The following is a 17425-nucleotide window of genomic DNA, read 5'->3' on the forward strand; positions in this document are numbered from 1 at the left end:
CGGCTCCGGGTCCGCGCCCCCTGCACGGGGCGCGGACCCGGCTGTGCCGCTACTCGCTGTGGGCGAAGAGCTTCAGGACGGGGACCCCGACCTTGTGGCGGGCCCGGGAGGCCCAGTCGCGGTGGAAGAACTCCTCCACGTAGTGCGGGGCGGTGAGAACGATCACCTCGTCCGCCTCCGACCCGGCGACCACCGCCTTCATCTTGTCGAGCGGGTGGTCCTCGACGACCTGGCCGACCGCTTCGCAGCCGGCTGCTCTCAGGGCCTGGAGCGAGACCTCCAGGCCCTGCTCGGCCAGCGGCCGGGCCTCCTTGCCCTCCGGTTCGTCGCCCTCCCGGGTAGCTTCCTTCAGTTCGCCCATGGCGACGTCGTCGATGGCACGCAGCAGTACATCGGCCTGGTCACCACGCGGCTGCATGAGAACGATGAAGGACACGCCCTCTTCGCCGTGCAGGGTGGTGACGAATTCCACGTCGACGGACGTGAGGGGCTTCTCGATCATCAGAACGCTTGTGAACACCTCAGGAGCCCTTCTGCGGAAACCATCCTTCCCCGTGCCCGCACGGGGTCTGCGACAGTAAGTCTGCCCAGCGAACGCTAAGCGGAACGACAAATTCCGCCGATTGTCAGATCCGACGGTAGCGGGTGAAGAGGAAGCCGTCCTGCTCCAGCACGGAAGCCACCTGGAAGCGTGTCGGGACGGCCACCGAAGGGCCTCCGGCGATCCGCTGGGCGTCACCCGCCGTCATCGTCGGCGAGACCGTCAGACACAGCTCGTCGAGGGCCCCCGCCGCCACGAACTGGCCGAGCAGCCGGGGCCCACCCTCGGTCAGCTGGCGCCGGAGCCCGCGCTCCGCGAGCGCCGCCACCGCGCGGGCCGGCTCCACCCCGGGCCCGTCGCCCGCGGTCAGCACCACGGCGCCCGCCGCCCGGGCGGCCTCGATCCGCTCGGCGGGCGCGGCGGCACCCGTGAGCACCAGGGTCGGCGCCAGCGGCTCCGTGAAGAGGGGCAGCGAGAAGTCGAGGTTCAGGGAGGCGCTGACCACGGCGATCACGGGCGCCGGGCCCTGTCCGGCGGCGGCCCGGCGGGCCGCGAAGGCCTCACGCGCGCGTGCCGGGCGGTAGCCCTCCAGGCGGACCGTTTCCGCACCCACCACGACCACGTCGGCGAGCCCGCGCAGAACGCCGAAGATCCGCATGTCCGTCTCGGAGGAGAGCGGCTGGGAGCGCCCCTCGTGCTGGCCTGCCCCGTCGAGCGAGGAGACCATGTTGGCCCGCAGCCACGGAACGTCGACCTCCGGATACGCGTAGGCATCGGCGAGGGCGTCGAGCGACCACTCCCGGTCGGAGGCGGCGGCGGGGGCTGTCATGTCCGTCACAGGGAAGAGCTGGCGCATGATCGAAGTCTGACACGGCGCTTACAGTGGGGAACTGTGTCGACCCGTGCCCTCACCGAAGCCGCTTCTCCCGAAGCGGCCCCGCTCTCGCTCTGCTCCCGAGAGCCCCACGTCCCCGCCGACCGTCTCGTCGCGGAGATGGTGCCGCCACCGCGCTTCGACTCCGTACGTTTCGACACGTACCTCCCCGACCCGAACCAGCCGAGCCAGACGGACGCGGTCAAGGCCCTGAGCACCTTCGCCGAGGGCCTCGGCGGGGCGCACGCCACCGGCGCGGGCAAGCGCCGCTGGTTCGCGAAGAAGCCGGCCGCCCCGAGCGGCCCGCGCGGGGTCTACCTGGACGGCGGGTACGGCGTCGGCAAGACCCACCTGCTGGCCTCGCTGTGGCACGCGACCCCCGCGGAGCCCGCGCTGAAAGCATTCGGCACCTTCGTCGAGCTGACCAATCTGGTCGGCGCGCTCGGCTTCCAGCAGACCGTGAAGACGCTGAGCGGACACCGTCTCCTCTGCATCGACGAGTTCGAGCTCGACGACCCGGGCGACACCGTCCTCGTCTCCAGCCTCCTCGGCAGGCTCGTCGAGTCGGGCGTGGCCCTCGCCGCCACCTCGAACACGCTTCCGGGCAAGCTCGGCGAGGGCCGTTTCGCCGCCGCCGACTTCCTCCGCGAGATCCAGGGCCTCTCGGCGCACTTCCGGCCGCTGCGGATCGACGGCGAGGACTACCGCCACCGCGGCCTGCCCGAGGCCCCGTCCCCGTACTCCGACCAGGTGGTCACCGAGACCGCGTACGCCACGCCGGGCGCCTCCCTCGACGACTTCCCGCACCTGCTCGAACACCTGGCCAGGGTTCACCCGAGCCGGTACGGCGCCCTCACGGACGACCTCAGCGCCGTCTGCCTCACCGACGTCCAGCCGGTCCCCGACCAGTCGACGGCCCTGCGGCTCGTGGTCCTCGCCGACCGTCTGTACGACCGCGAGATACCCGTACTGGCCTCCGGACTCCCCTTCGACAAGCTCTTCAGCGACGAAATGCTGAACGGCGGCTACCGCAAGAAGTACTTCCGGGCGATCTCCCGGCTCACCGCGCTCGCCCGCGACGCGAAGGGGCTCGTCGCGCAGTAGCTTGGTGGCCGTACCCGATCGAAAGGGATCCACCATGGCCGCAACGCGCAGCGCTCACGCCGTCTGGGAGGGTGACCTCCTCAAGGGCTCCGGCGTCGTCTCCCTCGACTCCTCCGGTCTCGGTTCGTACGGCGTGTCCTGGCCCGCCCGCACCGAGGAGCCGAACGGCAAGACGAGCCCCGAGGAGCTCATCGCCGCCGCGCACTCCTCGTGCTTCAACATGGCGTTCTCCAACGTCCTGGCCAAGTCCGGGAACGCGCCGGAGCGCCTGGAGACCAAGGCCGACGTGACCTTCGTGCCGGGCACGGGCATCACCACCAGCCACCTCACCGTGCGCGGCACGGTCCCGGGTCTGGACGCGGACAAGTTCCAGGCGCTGGCCGAGGACGCCAAGAAGAACTGCCCGGTGAGCCAGGCCCTCACCGGTGTCACGATCACCCTCACCGCCGAACTGGCCTGACACCTGGTCAGCATGCGCGCCACATGAGGCCGTTGCGGCCCGCATGGTTCACGTGTCACCACACTGCGTGATACACACATGCGGGTCACACGTCACATCACACACCTGTCCGCCAACAGGAAAAGTGGTTGCCTCATGTCCGCAACACGACGTCAGATCCTCTCCCGCACCGGAGCCTCCGTCGCCGGGATCGCCTTCACGGGCGCCCTCTCCGAACTCTTCGCCGGAACCGCCGCCGCCGCGCCGGCCCGGGGCGGCTACGGCCCTCTCGTACCCGACCCGGCCGGTCTCCTCGACCTCCCGGCCGGCTTCCGCTACAAGGTGCTCTCCCGGCAGGGCGACCCCCTCCGCTCCGGCGAGGGCCCCGTGCCCAGCAACCACGACGGCATGGGCGCCTTCGCCGGCCGCCGCGGCCGGGTGCACCTCGTCCGCAACCACGAGAACCGGGTCACCGGGAAGATCGCCGTCCCCACCGTCCCCGGCCTCACGTACGACCCCGCCGGCAAGGGCGGCTGTACCGTCCTCGAACTCGACGGCCGCAACAACGTCCTCGGCGAGCGGGTCGCCATCGCCGGGACCGCCGTCAACTGCGCGGGCGGGCCCACCCCCTGGAACACCTGGCTGACCTGCGAGGAGACCGAGGACCGGGCCGGCACCAACGGCTACACCAAGGACCACGGCTTCATCTTCGAGGTCGACGGCGCCGACCCGCACCGCACCGGAGCCGTCCCGCTCACCGCGATGGGCCGCTTCCAGCACGAGGCGATCGCCGTCGACCCGACGAACGGCATCGTGTACGAGACGGAGGACGCCTTCGAACGGCCCTTCGGGCTCTTCTACCGCTTCCTCCCGGAGAAGCCGCTCGGCGGCACCGGCTCGCTGCGCGCGGGCGGCGCCCTGGAGGCCATGCGGGTGCCCGGCGTACCCGACCTGTCCGTCGTCCAGGAGGCCGGCGCCCGCTTCGACGGCATCGAATGGGTCCCCGTACCGGACCCGCTGGCGACGACCACCTCCATCCGCCACCAGGACTTCGGGCCCCGGGGCATCACCCACGCCCAGAAGCTGGAGGGCTGTTACTGGGGCGGGCGTGCCGTCTACTTCGTGTCCTCCTTCGCGCGGGCCAAGGACGGCTCGGCGGCCACGCACTTCGGCCAGGTGTGGAAGTACGAACCGCACAGGCGCCGGCTCACCCTCGTCGTGGTCTTCGGCCCGAGCACCGACGTCCAGCTCCCCGGCGAGTCCCCGGACAACATCTGTCTGGCGCCGACCGGAGGCCTGATGGTCTGCGAGGACGGCGACGGGGCGCAGCACGTCTTCGGGGTGAGCACGGAGGGCGAGGTGTACGCGGTGGCCCGGGGAGCGCAGAACATCGGGACGCCGGAGGCCCCGGAGTGGGGCGAGTTCGCGGGCGTCACCTTCTCCCCGGACCGCTCGACGATGTACGTCAACTGCTACACGCCCGGTACGACGTTCGCGGTGACGGGCCCGTGGTGCTGAGCTGACGAGCGCTCAGGCGGCCGCGCCACGCGCGTTACACGGACGTAGCGCGGCCGCCCCACACCGTCAACGAGCGCTTGCGTGAATGCCCGGGTGACCCTTCACCCCATTGACCGGCGGCCACCGTTCGGGCGGCTCGCCGCCCTCGGCGCGCAGCACGTCCTCATCATGTACACCGGCTGCGTCACCGTCCCGCTGGTCTTCGGCGGCGCGGCCGGTCTCGACCCGGCGGCCGTCGCGCTCCTCATCAACGCCGACCTGCTGATCGCCGGCCTGGTCACCCTGGTCCAGAGCCTCGGGGTCGGCCGGATCCTCGGCATCCGGCTGCCGGTCGTCACCGGCGCGACCTTCGCCGGCGTGACCCCGATGATCCTGGTCGAGCAGGAGTACGGCATGCGGGCCGTCTACGGCTCGATGCTGGCCGCCGGACTCTTCGGGCTTCTGGTGGCGGTGCCCTTCGCCCGGCTCGTACGGTTCTTCCCGCCGCTCGTCAGCGGCACCGTCATCACCGTCGTCGGCCTCTCCCTCATCGGGGTCGCGGCCGGACTGATCACCGGGAACGACCCGAAGGCCCCCGACCACGCCTCCGGTGAACGCCTGGCGCTCGCGGCCGCCGTCCTGCTCTTCATCGTCCTCTTCACCCGTTTCACCCGCGGATTCCTCGGCCAGGTCGGCATCCTGCTCGCGCTCGTGCTCGGCACCCTGGCCGCCGTACCCCTCGGACTCACCGACTTCTCCCGGGTCTCCGGCACCGACTGGGTGGGCCTCGCGGCGCCCTTCCACTTCGGGGCACCGCAGTTCCCGCCGACCGCCGTCATCGCGATGTGCGTGGTGATGCTGGTGATCTTCACCGAGTCGACCGCCTCCATGATCGCCGTCGGCGAGGCCACCGGCCGCCCGGTCACGGACAAGGACCTGGCACGCGGGCTCGCGGCCGACGGCCTCTCCGGGGTCCTCGGCGGCGCGATGAACTCGTTCATGGACACGGTCTTCACCCAGAACGTCGGCCTCATCGGCATCACCAAGGTCGCCAGCCGGTACGTCACCGCCGTCGCGGGCGGCATCCTCGTCGTCCTCGGCCTCCTCCCCCGGCTCGGCGCCGTCGTCGCCGCCCTGCCCGGACCCGTCGTCGGCGCCGCCGGCCTCGTGCTCTTCGCGACGGTCACCATGGTCGGCGTGAACACCCTGCGCCGGGTCGACCTGGACCAGGGCCACAACCTCACGATCGCGGCGGTCGCCCTCGGCGTCGGCCTGCTGCCGGAGGTCGCCGACGGCATCTACGACGGCTTCCCCGCCTGGTCCCGGATCATCCTCGGCAGCGGCATCACCAGCGCGGCCCTCGCCGCCTTCCTCCTGAACCTCCTCTTCCACCACGCACCCGGCAGGCGCGCGGGCGCGGAGGCCCGGGTTCCGACGCAGGATCGGGAGAGGACGAGCGGTGCGGCGGAAGGGGCCGGCGGTGGCGAAGCAGGACGGCAAGAAGAAGCGGACGGCCCCCGAACCCGTACTGCGTGAGCTCCTCCGCGTCCCGGAAGGCGACCGGATCGACCTCACGGCGTACGACGCCTCGGCGACCCCCGCCGGCCCCACCGACAAGGCGGCGGGCCTCGCCGCCACCGCCGCCCTCGGGCCGCGCCTCGCCGAACTCCAGGAACGCCTGTACGCGGCGAGCACCGCAGGCGACCGCCGACGCTCAACCGCTTCGAGAAGTCCCTCGCGGAGGACGGGGTGACCGTGGTCAAGGTCTTCCTCCACCTCTCGTACGAGGAACAGCGCGCCCGGCTCCTCCGGCGCCTGGACAACCCCGACAAGCACGGGAAGTTCGACCCGGGCGACATCGAGGAGCGGGCGCTGTGGCCGGCGTACCAGCAGGCGTACGAGATCGCCCTGGAACGCTGCACGACGGACGAGGCCCCGTGGTACCTGGTCTCGGCGGACCGCAAGTGGTACCGCAACTGGGCGATCAGCAAGCTGCTGTTGGAGCACCTGGAGGCACTGGACCCGAAGTACTCGCCGGGGGACTTCGACGTGGAGGAGTGCAGGGCGCGGCTACTGGCCTCGTGAGCGGCGCCAGCGGGTGATGGCCTGGGCCAGGGACTTCGTCATGGTGGGGTCGAGGGCGTCGAGTCTGCCCTGCTGGGTCAGCGCGGTGAGCAGGCGGTCGAGAAGGTCCGGCTCACGCCCCACGCTCGCGGTGAACATGGTCATGAGCAGCCCGTCGTCCAGTCGTGGCACGAGGGCGAACAGGGTGTCGATCTGTTCGCTCCGGAGGTCCTTCAGGTGCCGAGGGAGGTTGTCGTAGGAAACGACCCTGAGGCCGTTTTCGAGCAGACGCGTGGCCACGTCGGCCCTTCCGGCCTCCGCGAGGCCGACCATGACGCGCAGCCCCAGCCAGTCGTCCCGACGTCCGCCGGCCACCGCACTCGCCAGGTGGACGAGCTCCGGCGGGTCGGGCTGTCCCGAGAAGGCCGCGATGACGAGGGCGACCGCGTCGGCATCGCTCCCCGCCCGGCGCACGGCCTCTGCCAGCACCTGGTCGACGTCGGTGTGCCACAGACGCTCGCGGACGACGGCCGCGTTGTTCCGGGTGACCCGGGCCGCGACGGCGGACGTCCACGTCTCCCGGAGCGCCGCCCAGCCGAGCTCCTTCACGACGTCGTAGGTGTCCAGGACCTCGTCCAGCGGCCTCAGCCGTGCCACATCCACAGCGAAGGCCTCGGCTTCCGTGTACGCCTGCGTCTCGCCCAGCCAGTACAGCAGTTCCTCCACCTCCCCCTGCGGACGCGACCACGCCGCCTCGGTCAGTTCCCGTGCCGCGCCCGGGAGGTCCTCCTCCTCCCACAGCGCGAGCAGCAGGTTCTTGAACGCCTCCAGCGGGAGGTCGTTCGGCGCGCTCCGGGACAGCTCCTCCTCCAGGCGCAGGACCGTGTCCCGCAGGTCCGCGCTGTGGCGTTCCGCCTCCTGTCGGAGGTGCTCCGCGTCCCCCAGGTCCTCCCTGAGCCGGTCGACCTGACGGCGGAGGTCCTCCTGGGCTCGGACCAGGGCGGACCGCTCCACGCCCCAGTCCAGGCGGAGGCTCGTGAGGCCGTCCGCGACGTCCCGCGCCTCCTCCTCCTTCTTCTCCAGCAGCGCGTGCAGCGCCTCGATGTTGCGGTACGCCCGCTGCGTCTCCCGTCGCGACCGCTCCAGCTCGTCCCGCAGGCTCTCCAGCCGGTGCTCGTCCGGGCTGCAGACCCGCAGCGCCTCGAGGCGCCGGCCGTGGAGGGCCTCCTTGGCCTCCAGTTGGAGCGGGGTCCCCAGGTGGTCCTCCACCTCCTTCACCAGGCGGTCGACGAAGTCCTGCGGCGCGACGCGGCGGCCGGCGAGGTAGCGGGAGACGGCGGACTTGTCGAGGTGGACGCGGTACGCGTACTGGCTCTGGCTGATGCCCAGCCGGTTGAACAGGCCCTTCAACACGTTGCCGAGCTCCGCAACCTCCGGGACCTCTCCCCGCTCGACCTCCGACGAACTCCCCTGCGTACGGGCCACTTCGGTCATCGCACCCCTCCCCCGGAGCGTTGCCACGACACCGGCAACGGTTGCGGCTTTCGCACCGTATCGGATGCCGCCGACGGTGGGGGTCCGTCCCAGCCCCCTACCCCGAGGAACCCCATGCGTACGCTCCGATGGGCCCAGCGCGCCCTGATCGTTCTGGTCGCCTCCCTGCCTCTGCTCCTCGTCACCCTCGCCTTCGTCCCCGCCCTGCTCGTCCTGCCCTTCCGCCGCGAGCGGGCCGCGCACGCCCAGGCGATGGTGCGTCAGCTCAGCGCGTGGACTCGGGTGCTGCTGCTGTCGAGTCGCGAGCGATAAGCACATTGATCGGTTAACTTCCGATCGTGAACACTTCTGTACGAAAAATGGCGGCGCTCGGTCTTCTGGGCGCCGCCCTCGTCGGCTGCGGCAGCGGCGCGGCCGACGTCCCGGCGCCGAAGCCGAAGGCGGCCGTCGTCGAAAGCCCCGCACCGAAGGCCAGCGCCGCCGCCCCCGGCCCGAGGCCCGCGCGCGTCCCCGCCGCCCCGCCCACGATGGCCCCCGGGCCCGGCGGCCTCACCCCCGTCTACACGCGCCGCGCGAAAGGCACCGAGAAGGTCGTCGCGCTCACCTTCGACGCCGACATGACGGCCGATCAGGGCCCCCGGGCCACACGCGGCGAGCACTTCGACAACCCCGAGCTCATCGCGACCCTGCGCCGGCTCAAGGTGGACGCGACCGTGTTCATGACCGGCCGCTGGGCGGAGGAGTACCCGGACCAGGCGAAGTCCATCGGCGGCGATCCGCGCTTCGAGATCGCCAACCACTCCTACAGCCACTACGCCTTCGCGTCCCCCTGCTACGGCCTGCCGACCGTCCCCGGGCCCGACATGGCCTCCGACGTGCAGCGCGCCTTCGACGCCTTCCGGGACGCCGGGGCCATCAACGTCGTCCCGTACTTCCGCTTCCCCGGCGGCTGCTACGACGACGCGGCCCTGCGCGCCCTCGCGCCCGTCGGGGTCACCGCGGTCCAGTGGGACGTGGTCAGCGGCGACGCCTTCGCGAAGGACGCGGACGCCGTCGCCGAACAGGTCCTCGACGGGGTGAAGCCCGGTTCGCTCGTCGTCATGCACTGCACGCGCAGCGCGGCCCCCGTGACCGAGCAGGCGATCCGCCGGATCGTCCCGGAGCTCCGCGCGCGCGGCTACCGCTTCGTGAAGGTCTCGGAGCTCATGAGCCGCTAGGGGGTGTCCGGAAAGTCCCGTGCGGTGCCCGCGGTGTCCGGTGCGTGCCCTCGGCGTGCCGGACGAAGGCCTTCGATGGGGGTCCCCCCGCTCGAGCGAAGCCGAGAGTGGGGGAGGAGCTACTTGGGTCTTCGGCCGGTGCGGCGAGGGTGCGTGCCGGGCGCCGTGGGTGCTGTGCGGGACTTCCCGGACACCCCCCTAGGGCCCGGCGGTCCCTACTCCAGGCGCGCCGTGGCCCGGCACGCGAGCAGCGCCGTCGCCGCCGCGAGGAGCAGCGCGCCGCCGCAGGCGAGCCAGGGCGGGTCGGCGGTCGTCGTACGGGCGCCGGCGACCAGGGCCGTCATGGCGTACTTCGCCGGGGAGCCGGTCGTCACCAGCGCCAGGAGGGAACCGAGGACGAGGGCCGCGAGGGACCAGCCGGGGGCCCGGAGGAAGGGGCGGGAGGCCAGCGCGCCGACGGCGGCACCCGTCAGGGCGCAGGCCAGTGCCGCGAGCAGGCCGGCGGTGACGGCGGCGAGCACGGTGACCCCGTGCCGGTCGCCGATCGCGGTCACCGCGAGGACGGCGACCGTGCCGACGAGGGCCGGCCAGGCGGCGCCGGTGAGCAGCGCCGCGAGATGCGCGCGCTCCCGGCCGGCCGCCGCCGCGACCACGCCGCGGGCGGCGGGCGGTTCCTGGGTGAGGCAGATCCGTACGGACCAGGCGGACACCGGGAGCAGGGCGGCGGCGGTGAAGCCGAGCGCGCCGAGGACCGGTTCCCGTGCCTGGATACCGACGCCGATGAAGGCCACGTAGAGGAGCAGCGGTGCGAGCCAGCGCTGGGAGCGGAGAAGCAGACCCGACTGGTAGCGCAGGAGCGCCGTCATACCCGTACGCCTTCGGTGCCGAGGTGGTGGATGTGCCAGGACGCGGCGAGGAGCACGCCCAGGAGGGCGTCGGAGTGCGGCGCGTCGACGGTGAGGAGGGTGGTGCCGTCGGGACCGGGGGTGGTCAGCGGGTCGCCGGGCAGACGGGCGGGAAGCAACCGACCGCCGGAGACCGTGATCCGGACGGGAGGCGCGGCCACGTCCGTCCCCTCGTGCGAGGACGTCACCTCCCGCACCCGCCCCTCCCCGACCCGGTACACCGTCCCCGCCTCCCCCACCAGCCGGCGGGGGTCGTGGTCGACGAAGACGACCGTCGCGCCCGCCGCGAGGCGTTCGCGGACGGCGGTGTCCAGTTCGGCGCGGGCGCCGGTGTCCAGGCCGGTCCAGGCCTCGTCGAGGACGAGCAGGGCGGGGTCGGCGAGGAGGGCCTGGGCGACGGCGACCTTCTGACCGGTGCCCTTGGAGAGCTCCGACAGACCGGTACGCGCGTGCGTGCCGGCCCCGAAGCGCTCCAGCCACTCCCCCGCCCGGGCCCGCGCCGCCGCACGGCCGAGCCCTTGGACCCGGCCGAGGTGGACCAGGTAGTCGAGGGCCGTGAACGGCAGGGCGACGGGGAAGCGTTCGGGGACGTACCCGGTGCGGGCGGGCCGGCCGGTGACGCGGCCCTCGGTGGGCGCGTCGATACCGGCGAGCAGCCGGAGCAGCGTGGACTTGCCCGTGCCGTTGGTGCCGACGACCCGGACGAGGGCGGCGGCGGGCAGGTCGAGCGAGACCTGCCGCAGCGCCCACGGCCCGCGCGGGCCGTGCCGCCGCCCGACGTTCTCCAGCTTCAACGCGACAGCCTCAGTTCGAGGAGTTCTTCTGCGGGGTGAGCTCGCTGGGCCGGACGACGACGAAGCCCTGGCCGTCCAGCCTGAGCTGCACGGCCTCGCCCGAGCCGCCGCGGAGCATCGAGCCGAGGGACTGCGAGCGGTGCAGCGAGGTGCGGAGCTGCTCGCTCCAGCCGACGACGGCGTCCGTGTCGACGCAGACGGGCGCCTCCGGGGTGACGGGGATGACGATCGGGCTGCCCTCGCACATCAGGGCGACCTTGCCGTAGCCGGAGAAGACGGAGTTGAAGAGGCCGCCGCCGGTGATGCCGGCGCCCTTCACCGTCCTGATCTCGTAGTGCAGGGTGTTGTCGAAGCAGAGCACGTTGCGGCCGTTGACCGAGAACGCGTCGCCCTGCTCGATCTCCACGATGAAGCAGTTCTGCGCCTCGTGCGCGAACCAGGCCTCGCCCTGGCCCCGTACGGCCATCAGCGCCAGGCCCTCGCCGGTGACGGCCCGCTTGAGCATGCCGCCGATGCCCTGGCCCTTGCGCTCGAACTGGAGGTCGCCCCGGAAGGCGATCATGGAGCCCTGGCGGGCGAGCATCTCGCCGTTCACGGTGTACTTCACCGACTTGGCGTTCTGCAGGGTCATGCCCGGGAAGGTGGCCGCCTCGGCGAGGTGCTCGCTGGCGAAAAGATCGCTCTTCATGAGGGGCATCCTGGCCCGGAAGGGATGATTCCCACAAGAATCGCTCCTCGACGCGATGGCAGACTTGCCGAGTGAGCAGCAACGAGACCGATCTCCGCGATGAGAAGCCCCAGTTCGTCCTCCCCCTGGTCGTCAGGATCGAGCGCGACGCGCCCCCGGCGCGTACCGACGCGCTGGAGACCGCGGCGCGGGCCGTCCTGGAGATCCTCACGGACGACCGTTCCCTCGGCGAGGGCGAGTGGGCGCAGGCGATCACCGACTGGCAGGACGCCCGGATCCGCAAGGTGGTGCGCCGGGCGCGGGGCGCGGAGTGGCGCCGTGCGAACACGCTGCCGGGCATCACGGTGACCGGCGCGGAGGCGGAGGTACGGGTCTTCCCGCCGGTCCCGCTGGACGGCTGGCCCAAGGACCTCGCCAAGCTCCAGGTGTCGGGCACCGACCTCGACGACCCGGCGGCGCCCGGCCCCGTACCGGAGGGGGCGCCGGTGCTGTGGCTGAACCCGGAACTCGACATGTCGGCGGGCAAGGCGATGGCGCAGGCCGGCCACGGGGCGCAGCTGCTGTGGTGGGCGATGGCGGAGGACGACCGGAAGGCCTGGCGCGAGGCGGGATTCCCGCTCGCGGTGCGGACCGCGCCGGCGGAGGCCTGGGCGGGCCTGACGACGAGCGGCCTCCCGGTCGTCCGCGACGCGGGCTTCACGGAGATCGCCCCGGGCTCGTGCACGGTGGTGTCGGCGTTCCCGAAGCTCGCCTGACTCCGCCGTCCCCGCTCCCCGAACCCCGCACCGGCATCTGGTGCGGGGTTCTTCAGTCTGCCCCCGGTCGGGTACGGCGGGCGTAGGCGCGGGCGGCGCGGGCGCGGTCGCCGCAGCGGGTGGAGCACCAGTGACGGCGTCCGCGGCGCAGCAGGTAACGGTTGCAGGGGGCGGAGCCGCAGGCGGTGAGGCGCTCGGCTTCGGGACCGGTGAGAAGGTCGGCCGCGTCGGCCGCGAGCGTCGCGAGCGCGCGGGCGAGGATCTCGTCGGTGGGGCAGAGCGCCGCACGGTAGGGGCCGTTCTTCTCGTCCCAGTACAGCAGGGCGGCCGCGGGAGCCCCGCTCAGCGCCTCGTTGACGGCGGAGAGCGCCGGGGGCGGAGCGGGCAGCCCGGCGACGCGGGCGGCGAACAGGGACCTGATGTGTTCGCGCAGGGCGCGCAGTTGCGCGACGCACATCTCCTGCACCCCGGCGTCGGCCGGCGCGAGTCCGTGTGCGGTGAGCCACCGGTTCACGTCGCCCGGGGTGCTGAGGGCGTCGGCGAAGTGCCCTCCCGCCAGCGCGACGGCGCTGTTGACGAAGTCGAGGGCGAGGTGGTCCTCCGCTCCCGGCGCGGGCGGGTGCACGGATTCGACGGTCGAGGTCTCGCTCATGACTGTCATGGTACGGGTTGCCTTCATCCGTGAGTCACCCCCTATGATCCTCACGGATACGCCACCATCTATTCGTGAGGTTCTCATGGTCGACACCAGCATGCCCACCGAGCAGTTCCCCGTCCGTATCCTCGGCGGCCCGACCGCGCTCTTCGAGTACGGCGGCCTGCGCTTCCTGACCGATCCCACCTTCGACGGCCCCCGCGACTACCCCGTCCCGGGCGGCCGGCTGACGAAGACCGCGCCCGCCTCCGCCGCGCCGGCCGACCTCGGCCGGATAGACGTGGTCCTCCTCTCGCACGACGAACACCCCGACAACCTCGACGAGTCCGGCCGGGCGCTGCTCGCCGACGTCGCCCTCACCCTGACCACGCCCGGAGGCGGACAGCGCCTGGGCGCGGGGGCCAGGGGGCTGGCCGACTGGGAGCAGGTCGAACTGGACCGCCCCGACGGCGGCACCGTCACCGTCACGGGCGTCCCGGCCCTCCACGGGCCCGGCCCCCGAGAGGAGGTCGAGCCGGTAACCGGCCAGGTCGTCGGGTTCGTCCTGACCGGGGAGGGCCTGCCCACCGTCTACGTCAGCGGCGACAACGCCGCACTCGGCCCGGTCAAGGAGATCGCCGACCGGTTCGGCCAGGTGGACACCGCCATCCTGTTCGCCGGAGCTCCTCGCTTCCCCCAGCTCTTCGACGGCGCGCTGATCGTCCTCGACAGCGCACTGGCCGTCGAGGCCACCACGATCCTCGGCGCCCGCAGGGTGGTGCCCGTCCACTGCGACAGCTGGGCGCACTTCACCGAGGGCCGTGACGACCTGGTCGCCGCCTTCACCGACGCCGGGCTGATCGACCGCCTGGACCTGGGCGAGTGAGCGCCACCCGGGTGCGCAACCTCAAATGAAGCTCTGAACGTCCCCCTCCTGGGGTTCGAACGTACCCACCGGGGTCATCAGGTGGATGACTGAGGACCGAAGGAGGGGGACATGACGGAACTCGGCATCGGCATCGGCTGGCGTCCCGAGATCGCTGAGGCGGTGGAGGCCCTGCACGGCGTCGACTGGGTGGAGGTCGTCGCGGAGAACATCTGCGCCGACCATCTGCCCGACTCCCTGACCCGGCTGCGCGAGCGCGGCGTGACGGTCGTCCCGCACGGCGTCTCGCTCGGACTCGGCGGCGCGGACCGGCCGGACCCGGCACGGCTCGCGGCGCTCGGGGAGAAGGCGGTCGCCCTGGGGGCGCCGCTGGTCACGGAGCACATCGCGTTCGTACGGGCCGGGGGGCCGCTCACCGCGACCCCGCTGCTCGAAGCCGGCCACCTGCTGCCGGTGCCCCGGACCCGGGACGCGCTCGACGTGCTCTGCGAGAACGTGCGCATCGCCCAGGACGCCCTGCCCGTACCGCTCGCCCTGGAGAACATCGCGGCCCTGATCGCCTGGCCGGGCGAGGAGATGACGGAGGGACAGTTCCTGGCGGAGCTGGTGGAGCGTACGGGGGTACGGCTCCTCATCGACGTCGCCAACCTGCACACCAACCACGTCAACCGGGGCGAGGACCCGGCCCGGGCCCTGTCCGAACTGCCGGTCGAGGCCATCGCGTACGTGCACGTGGCGGGCGGGGTCGAGCGGGACGGGGTCTGGCACGACACCCACGCCCACCCGGTGCCGCGGGAGGTCCTCGGCATCCTGTCGGACCTCACGTCCCGGGTGTCCCCGCCGGGGGTCCTCCTGGAACGGGACGACGACTTCCCGCCGGAGAAGGAGCTGGCGGCGGAGCTGGAGGCGATCGCCGCTGTGGGCATACGTTCCGCAAGGGCGGAACAGGTGGGCACAGCCCACGCGCACGGCGCCCGACCGCTGGTACCCGCACCCCGAGACGCGGCGCTCCTCATCGGCGCCGGCGCGAGGGTCTCCGGAGGCCCGATGCCGGGCGGCACGCCCCTCGTGGAGGAGCCCGCACCGCGAGAAGACGCCCGCCAACGCCTGGCCGTCACCCAGGCCGCGCTCCTCTCCGCCCTCGTCGCCGGCACCCCCGTCCCCGAAGGCTTCGACACCCGCCGGATCGGGGTGCAGAGCCGCGCCCTCGCCGCCAAGCGGGCCGGAGTCGTCGCGAAGGTCGCGCCGGAGCTGCCGGAGATCCTCGGCAAGGACTTCCGGCCCGCGTTCCTCGCGTACGCCCGGTCCCGTCCCATGACCGGCGGCTACCGCCGCGACGCGCTCGACTTCGTCGAGCACCTGCTGCTCGCCGGGCGTCCGGAGGACCCGGCGGCACGGCGGCGGCTCACGGAGTGGTGGCAGGACCGTTCCGGCAGCCGCCCGCCGGGCCGTGCCACCCGGCTCGTACGGGCCGCCCGCCACGCCCTCGTACGGAGATGACCATGAACCTTCTCGTCGTGCTCATGTATCTCGCGGGCGCCCTCGGCATCGCCCTCGTCATCACCCGGGTCGTCCGGACGCGCGGCGGTCCCGGCAGGCCGGTCCACGACCGGTACGAGGTCGCCTTCCTCAACGGCGGCCCGGCCCGCGTCGTCGACACCGCCCTCGCCGCCCTCCAGGCCGACGGCAGGCTGGCGATCGGCGGCCCCGGCATCGTCGCGGTCGTCCGCCCCACCACGCACGACCCGGTGGAGCGCGCCGTCCTCCAGGAGCACGCCGCCGCCCCGCACGGGGCCCTGCACCACCTGCGGTTGAGTGTGATGCGGCACCCGGCGGTCCAGGAGATCGGCGACGGTCTCGCGGCGCGCCGGCTGGTCGTCGACCCGGCGACGCGGCGGACCACGGCCCGCTGGTGCACCACCCTGATCCTGACGGCCTTCGTCCTGTTCCCGGTCTCGATCGTCCTGACGGTGATCGACTTCTCCGTCGACCACGAGTTCCGGCTGCCCTTCGTCTTCAAGGTGGCGCCCGTGCTGTTCGCCGCCCTGATCACCGGCATCGTGTGCGGGTCGGTCTCCGCCCGGCAGGTCACCTCGGCCGGCCGCCGTGCGGTCCTCGCGTACGGGAGGGCGCACGGCCATCTCGCGGACGCCGGTCATCTCGTGGCCCTGCACGGGCTGCGGGCCCTGCCGGACCCGGTGCTCCGGGAGCAGCTGGTCACCGCCGCCCGGATCTCCGCGCCGCCGCGGCGGAACCGGCGCGGTGGCGGGCGGCCCGCGCCGACGCACTTCTCCTCCTCGGACGCGGCCGCCCTGGACGTGGCGACCGAGTGGTGCGCGACCAACAGTTCCTGCGGAGGTGGGGGCGGTGGTTCCTGCTCGGGCACCGGGTCCTGTTCCTCGGGCTGCGGCGGTTCCGGCGGCAGTTCGTGCTCCGGCTCCAGCTGCGGCGGCTCAAGCTCAAGTTGCTCAAGCTCCAGCTGCGGCTCCAGCTCCGGCAGCTCGTGTTCGAGTTCCAGCTCCAGTTCGTGCTCCAGCTCCAGTTCCAGCAGCTGAGGGGCCATTCGGGTGGCGGCCCCGCCGCTCCTCCCGTACAACCGGGACATGATCTGGGTTCCGCTTCTCCTGGTGGCGTTCGTCGTGGCCGGTGTCGGCTGTGTGCGGGTCTGCCGTGCCTCGCTCGCCGCCGCCCGGCCCCACGGGTCGTCCGGCGGTACGGAGGAGCTCACCGTGTGTGAGGCGGCCTACCTCGCCGGCGGGCCGTTCCGGGTCACCGATCTGACCCTGGTGTCGATGCACCGGGCGCGGCGGCTGCTGCTCGCGCGCACCGGCTGGGCGACGGTCGTGGACGCCGCGGGCGCCGGGGACGAGTTCGAGCGCGCGGTCCTCGGCGCCATCGGGCCCGGAGGGCAGTCGCCGGTTCCCGCCGTGCGTCCGGTGGTCGCCGCCGCCGAATCCGTACGTCTGCTCGCGGAGGGACTCGTCGACCGGGGGCTCGCCGTGTCCGAGGAGGCGCGCCGGGAGATGGCGGCCGGGGTGCGGGCGGTCCGGGCGGGGTTCCTGCTGACGCTGGTGCTCGGGACGGTCGCCGCGCTGCTGGTGCCGGGTGACGAGCGTGCCCTGGTCGTCGCCGGTTTCGCGCTGCCGCTGGTCGGGTCGGGGCTCTGCCTGCTGATCGAGGGGATCGAGGTCTATCCGTATACCCGCTGGGCGTCGCCGGCCGGGCAGCGGCTGCTCTCCGGGCTGTCGCCGGACGATCCGCTCACGGCTCTCGCGACCCGCGGTCCCGCCGTCCTGGAGCCGGAGCTCCGCGCGGCCCTGCAGGCCTGAGAAGCGGCCCTGCGGGCCTGGGAAAAAGTCCCGGAAATGACGCCGGTGCGGCGCGCGTGACGCGCGCCGCACCCGGAGCCGGACCCGGTGTCGCTGGAGCGGCGGGCACATGGTGCCGCCCGCCGTCTGATCTTCCGGGTCAAGGGGTGGCGCGCCCGGCCGGGAGCCGGGCGCGCCACCAGGTTTCGTACGGCCGTCAGGCCA

At 72.7% G+C, this 17425-nt stretch carries 18 protein-coding genes and 1 pseudogene; 12 read left to right on the forward strand and 7 right to left on the reverse strand.

Going from position 1 to position 17425, the window contains the following annotated elements; genetic code table 11:
- Nucleotides 1-49: 49 nt before the first annotated feature.
- Both AC07AW_RS28920 and AC07AW_RS28925 read right to left on the reverse strand, forming a co-directional pair.
- Nucleotides 50-520, reverse strand: a complete 471-nt coding sequence (locus tag AC07AW_RS28920; RefSeq protein ID WP_478818393.1) for an indole-3-glycerol phosphate synthase — start codon at nucleotides 518-520, stop codon at nucleotides 50-52.
- Between the two features lie 106 nt (nucleotides 521-626).
- Nucleotides 627-1397 carry a pyrimidine reductase family protein gene (locus tag AC07AW_RS28925; RefSeq protein ID WP_478818394.1) on the reverse strand — a complete coding sequence of 257 codons (771 nt, stop codon included), beginning with the start codon at nucleotides 1395-1397 and terminating at the stop codon, nucleotides 627-629.
- 36 nt (nucleotides 1398-1433) lie between these two features.
- Here AC07AW_RS28925 and zapE point away from each other — a divergent pair, with 36 nt between their 5' ends.
- The 5 genes and pseudogenes from zapE to AC07AW_RS28950 all read left to right on the forward strand — a co-directional run bounded on the left by zapE (nucleotide 1434) and on the right by AC07AW_RS28950 (nucleotide 6540).
- Nucleotides 1434-2519: a cell division protein ZapE gene (gene zapE / locus AC07AW_RS28930; protein WP_478818395.1), complete on the forward strand. Its 1086-nt coding sequence runs from the start codon at nucleotides 1434-1436 to the stop codon at nucleotides 2517-2519.
- A 34-nt stretch (nucleotides 2520-2553) separates the two neighbouring features.
- Nucleotides 2554-2979: an OsmC family protein gene (locus tag AC07AW_RS28935; protein WP_478818396.1), complete on the forward strand. Its 426-nt coding sequence runs from the start codon at nucleotides 2554-2556 to the stop codon at nucleotides 2977-2979.
- 135 nt (nucleotides 2980-3114) lie between these two features.
- Nucleotides 3115-4476, forward strand: coding sequence for an alkaline phosphatase PhoX (locus tag AC07AW_RS28940; protein ID WP_478818397.1), 1362 nt, complete (start codon nucleotides 3115-3117; stop codon nucleotides 4474-4476).
- A gap of 93 nt (nucleotides 4477-4569) precedes the next feature.
- Entirely contained in the window at nucleotides 4570-5991 is a 1422-nt protein-coding gene (locus tag AC07AW_RS28945; protein ID WP_478818398.1) for a nucleobase:cation symporter-2 family protein, read from the forward strand.
- Nucleotides 5915-6540: pseudogene (locus tag AC07AW_RS28950) on the forward strand (polyphosphate kinase 2 family protein). Before AC07AW_RS28945 ends, AC07AW_RS28950 begins: the two are co-directional and overlap by 77 nt.
- On the opposite strand, the gene AC07AW_RS28955 reads toward AC07AW_RS28950, so the two are convergent.
- Nucleotides 6526-8013 carry a helix-turn-helix domain-containing protein gene (locus AC07AW_RS28955; RefSeq protein WP_478818399.1) on the reverse strand — a complete coding sequence of 496 codons (1488 nt, stop codon included), beginning with the start codon at nucleotides 8011-8013 and terminating at the stop codon, nucleotides 6526-6528. The pseudogene AC07AW_RS28950 and the gene AC07AW_RS28955 overlap by 15 nt on opposite strands.
- Nucleotides 8014-8127: 114 nt before the next feature.
- Here AC07AW_RS28955 and AC07AW_RS28960 point away from each other — a divergent pair, with 114 nt between their 5' ends.
- Nucleotides 8128-8325 (forward strand): hypothetical protein, encoded by a 198-nt coding sequence (locus AC07AW_RS28960; RefSeq protein ID WP_478818400.1) that lies wholly within the window; start codon nucleotides 8128-8130, stop codon nucleotides 8323-8325.
- Nucleotides 8326-8372: 47 nt separating this feature from the next.
- The gene (locus AC07AW_RS28965; RefSeq protein ID WP_478818614.1) at nucleotides 8373-9230 is read left to right on the forward strand and encodes a polysaccharide deacetylase family protein; all 858 of its coding nucleotides are present in this window, start codon (nucleotides 8373-8375) and stop codon (nucleotides 9228-9230) included.
- A 215-nt stretch (nucleotides 9231-9445) separates the two neighbouring features.
- Here the strand turns inward: AC07AW_RS28965 and AC07AW_RS28970 are convergent, their stop codons facing one another.
- The 3 genes from AC07AW_RS28970 to AC07AW_RS28980 are packed head-to-tail and all read right to left on the reverse strand — an operon-like array spanning nucleotide 9446 to nucleotide 11617.
- The gene (locus AC07AW_RS28970) at nucleotides 9446-10096 is read right to left on the reverse strand and encodes an ABC transporter (RefSeq protein WP_478818401.1); all 651 of its coding nucleotides are present in this window, start codon (nucleotides 10094-10096) and stop codon (nucleotides 9446-9448) included.
- Entirely contained in the window at nucleotides 10093-10929 is an 837-nt protein-coding gene (locus AC07AW_RS28975) for an ATP-binding cassette domain-containing protein (protein ID WP_478818402.1), read from the reverse strand. Before AC07AW_RS28975 ends, AC07AW_RS28970 begins: the two co-directional genes overlap by 4 nt.
- A 10-nt stretch (nucleotides 10930-10939) precedes the next feature.
- A complete protein-coding gene (locus AC07AW_RS28980; protein WP_478818403.1) occupies nucleotides 10940-11617 on the reverse strand; it encodes an AIM24 family protein in 678 nt (225 codons plus the stop codon).
- Nucleotides 11618-11688: 71 nt separating this feature from the next.
- On the opposite strand from AC07AW_RS28980, the gene AC07AW_RS28985 reads away from it, so the two are divergent.
- The gene (locus tag AC07AW_RS28985) at nucleotides 11689-12372 is read left to right on the forward strand and encodes a peptidyl-tRNA hydrolase (protein WP_478818404.1); all 684 of its coding nucleotides are present in this window, start codon (nucleotides 11689-11691) and stop codon (nucleotides 12370-12372) included.
- A gap of 52 nt (nucleotides 12373-12424) precedes the next feature.
- Here the strand turns inward: AC07AW_RS28985 and AC07AW_RS28990 are convergent, their stop codons facing one another.
- Entirely contained in the window at nucleotides 12425-13024 is a 600-nt protein-coding gene (locus tag AC07AW_RS28990) for a CGNR zinc finger domain-containing protein (protein WP_478818405.1), read from the reverse strand.
- Between the two features lie 85 nt (nucleotides 13025-13109).
- Here AC07AW_RS28990 and AC07AW_RS28995 point away from each other — a divergent pair, with 85 nt between their 5' ends.
- From AC07AW_RS28995 to AC07AW_RS29010, 4 genes are all read left to right on the forward strand, one after another.
- Nucleotides 13110-13892, forward strand: coding sequence for an MBL fold metallo-hydrolase (locus AC07AW_RS28995; protein ID WP_478818406.1), 783 nt, complete (start codon nucleotides 13110-13112; stop codon nucleotides 13890-13892).
- Nucleotides 13893-14003: 111 nt separating this feature from the next.
- On the forward strand, nucleotides 14004-15392 hold the full coding sequence (locus tag AC07AW_RS29000; protein ID WP_478818407.1) for an MbnB/TglH/ChrH family RiPP precursor modification enzyme: 1389 nt from the start codon (nucleotides 14004-14006) through the stop codon (nucleotides 15390-15392).
- A 2-nt stretch (nucleotides 15393-15394) separates the two neighbouring features.
- Nucleotides 15395-16447 carry a TIGR04222 domain-containing membrane protein gene (locus AC07AW_RS29005; protein ID WP_478818408.1) on the forward strand — a complete coding sequence of 351 codons (1053 nt, stop codon included), beginning with the start codon at nucleotides 15395-15397 and terminating at the stop codon, nucleotides 16445-16447.
- A 48-nt stretch (nucleotides 16448-16495) separates the two neighbouring features.
- Nucleotides 16496-17221 carry a TIGR04222 domain-containing membrane protein gene (locus AC07AW_RS29010; protein WP_478818409.1) on the forward strand — a complete coding sequence of 242 codons (726 nt, stop codon included), beginning with the start codon at nucleotides 16496-16498 and terminating at the stop codon, nucleotides 17219-17221.
- Nucleotides 17222-17425 lie beyond the last annotated feature (204 nt).

It is taken from the genome of Streptomyces sp. NPDC044003, assembly GCF_056435185.1.

Bases quoted from the DNA above. Each gene is read 5' to 3' on its own strand.
- AC07AW_RS28980 (WP_478818403.1), bottom strand. From the start codon at position 11,617: ATGAAGAGCGATCTTTTCGCCAGCGAGCACCTCGCCGAGGCGGCCACC.
- AC07AW_RS28965 (WP_478818614.1), top strand. From the start codon at position 8,373: ATGGCGGCGCTCGGTCTTCTGGGCGCCGCCCTCGTCGGCTGCGGCAGC.
- AC07AW_RS28935 (WP_478818396.1), top strand. From the start codon at position 2,554: ATGGCCGCAACGCGCAGCGCTCACGCCGTCTGGGAGGGTGACCTCCTC.
- AC07AW_RS28995 (WP_478818406.1), top strand. From the start codon at position 13,110: ATGGTCGACACCAGCATGCCCACCGAGCAGTTCCCCGTCCGTATCCTC.
- AC07AW_RS28960 (WP_478818400.1), top strand. From the start codon at position 8,128: ATGCGTACGCTCCGATGGGCCCAGCGCGCCCTGATCGTTCTGGTCGCC.
- AC07AW_RS29005 (WP_478818408.1), top strand. From the start codon at position 15,395: ATGAACCTTCTCGTCGTGCTCATGTATCTCGCGGGCGCCCTCGGCATC.
- AC07AW_RS28990 (WP_478818405.1), bottom strand. From the start codon at position 13,024: ATGAGCGAGACCTCGACCGTCGAATCCGTGCACCCGCCCGCGCCGGGA.
- AC07AW_RS28970 (WP_478818401.1), bottom strand. From the start codon at position 10,096: ATGACGGCGCTCCTGCGCTACCAGTCGGGTCTGCTTCTCCGCTCCCAG.
- AC07AW_RS29010 (WP_478818409.1), top strand. From the start codon at position 16,496: ATGATCTGGGTTCCGCTTCTCCTGGTGGCGTTCGTCGTGGCCGGTGTC.
- AC07AW_RS29000 (WP_478818407.1), top strand. From the start codon at position 14,004: ATGACGGAACTCGGCATCGGCATCGGCTGGCGTCCCGAGATCGCTGAG.
- AC07AW_RS28925 (WP_478818394.1), bottom strand. From the start codon at position 1,397: ATGCGCCAGCTCTTCCCTGTGACGGACATGACAGCCCCCGCCGCCGCC.
- AC07AW_RS28955 (WP_478818399.1), bottom strand. From the start codon at position 8,013: ATGACCGAAGTGGCCCGTACGCAGGGGAGTTCGTCGGAGGTCGAGCGG.
- AC07AW_RS28940 (WP_478818397.1), top strand. From the start codon at position 3,115: ATGTCCGCAACACGACGTCAGATCCTCTCCCGCACCGGAGCCTCCGTC.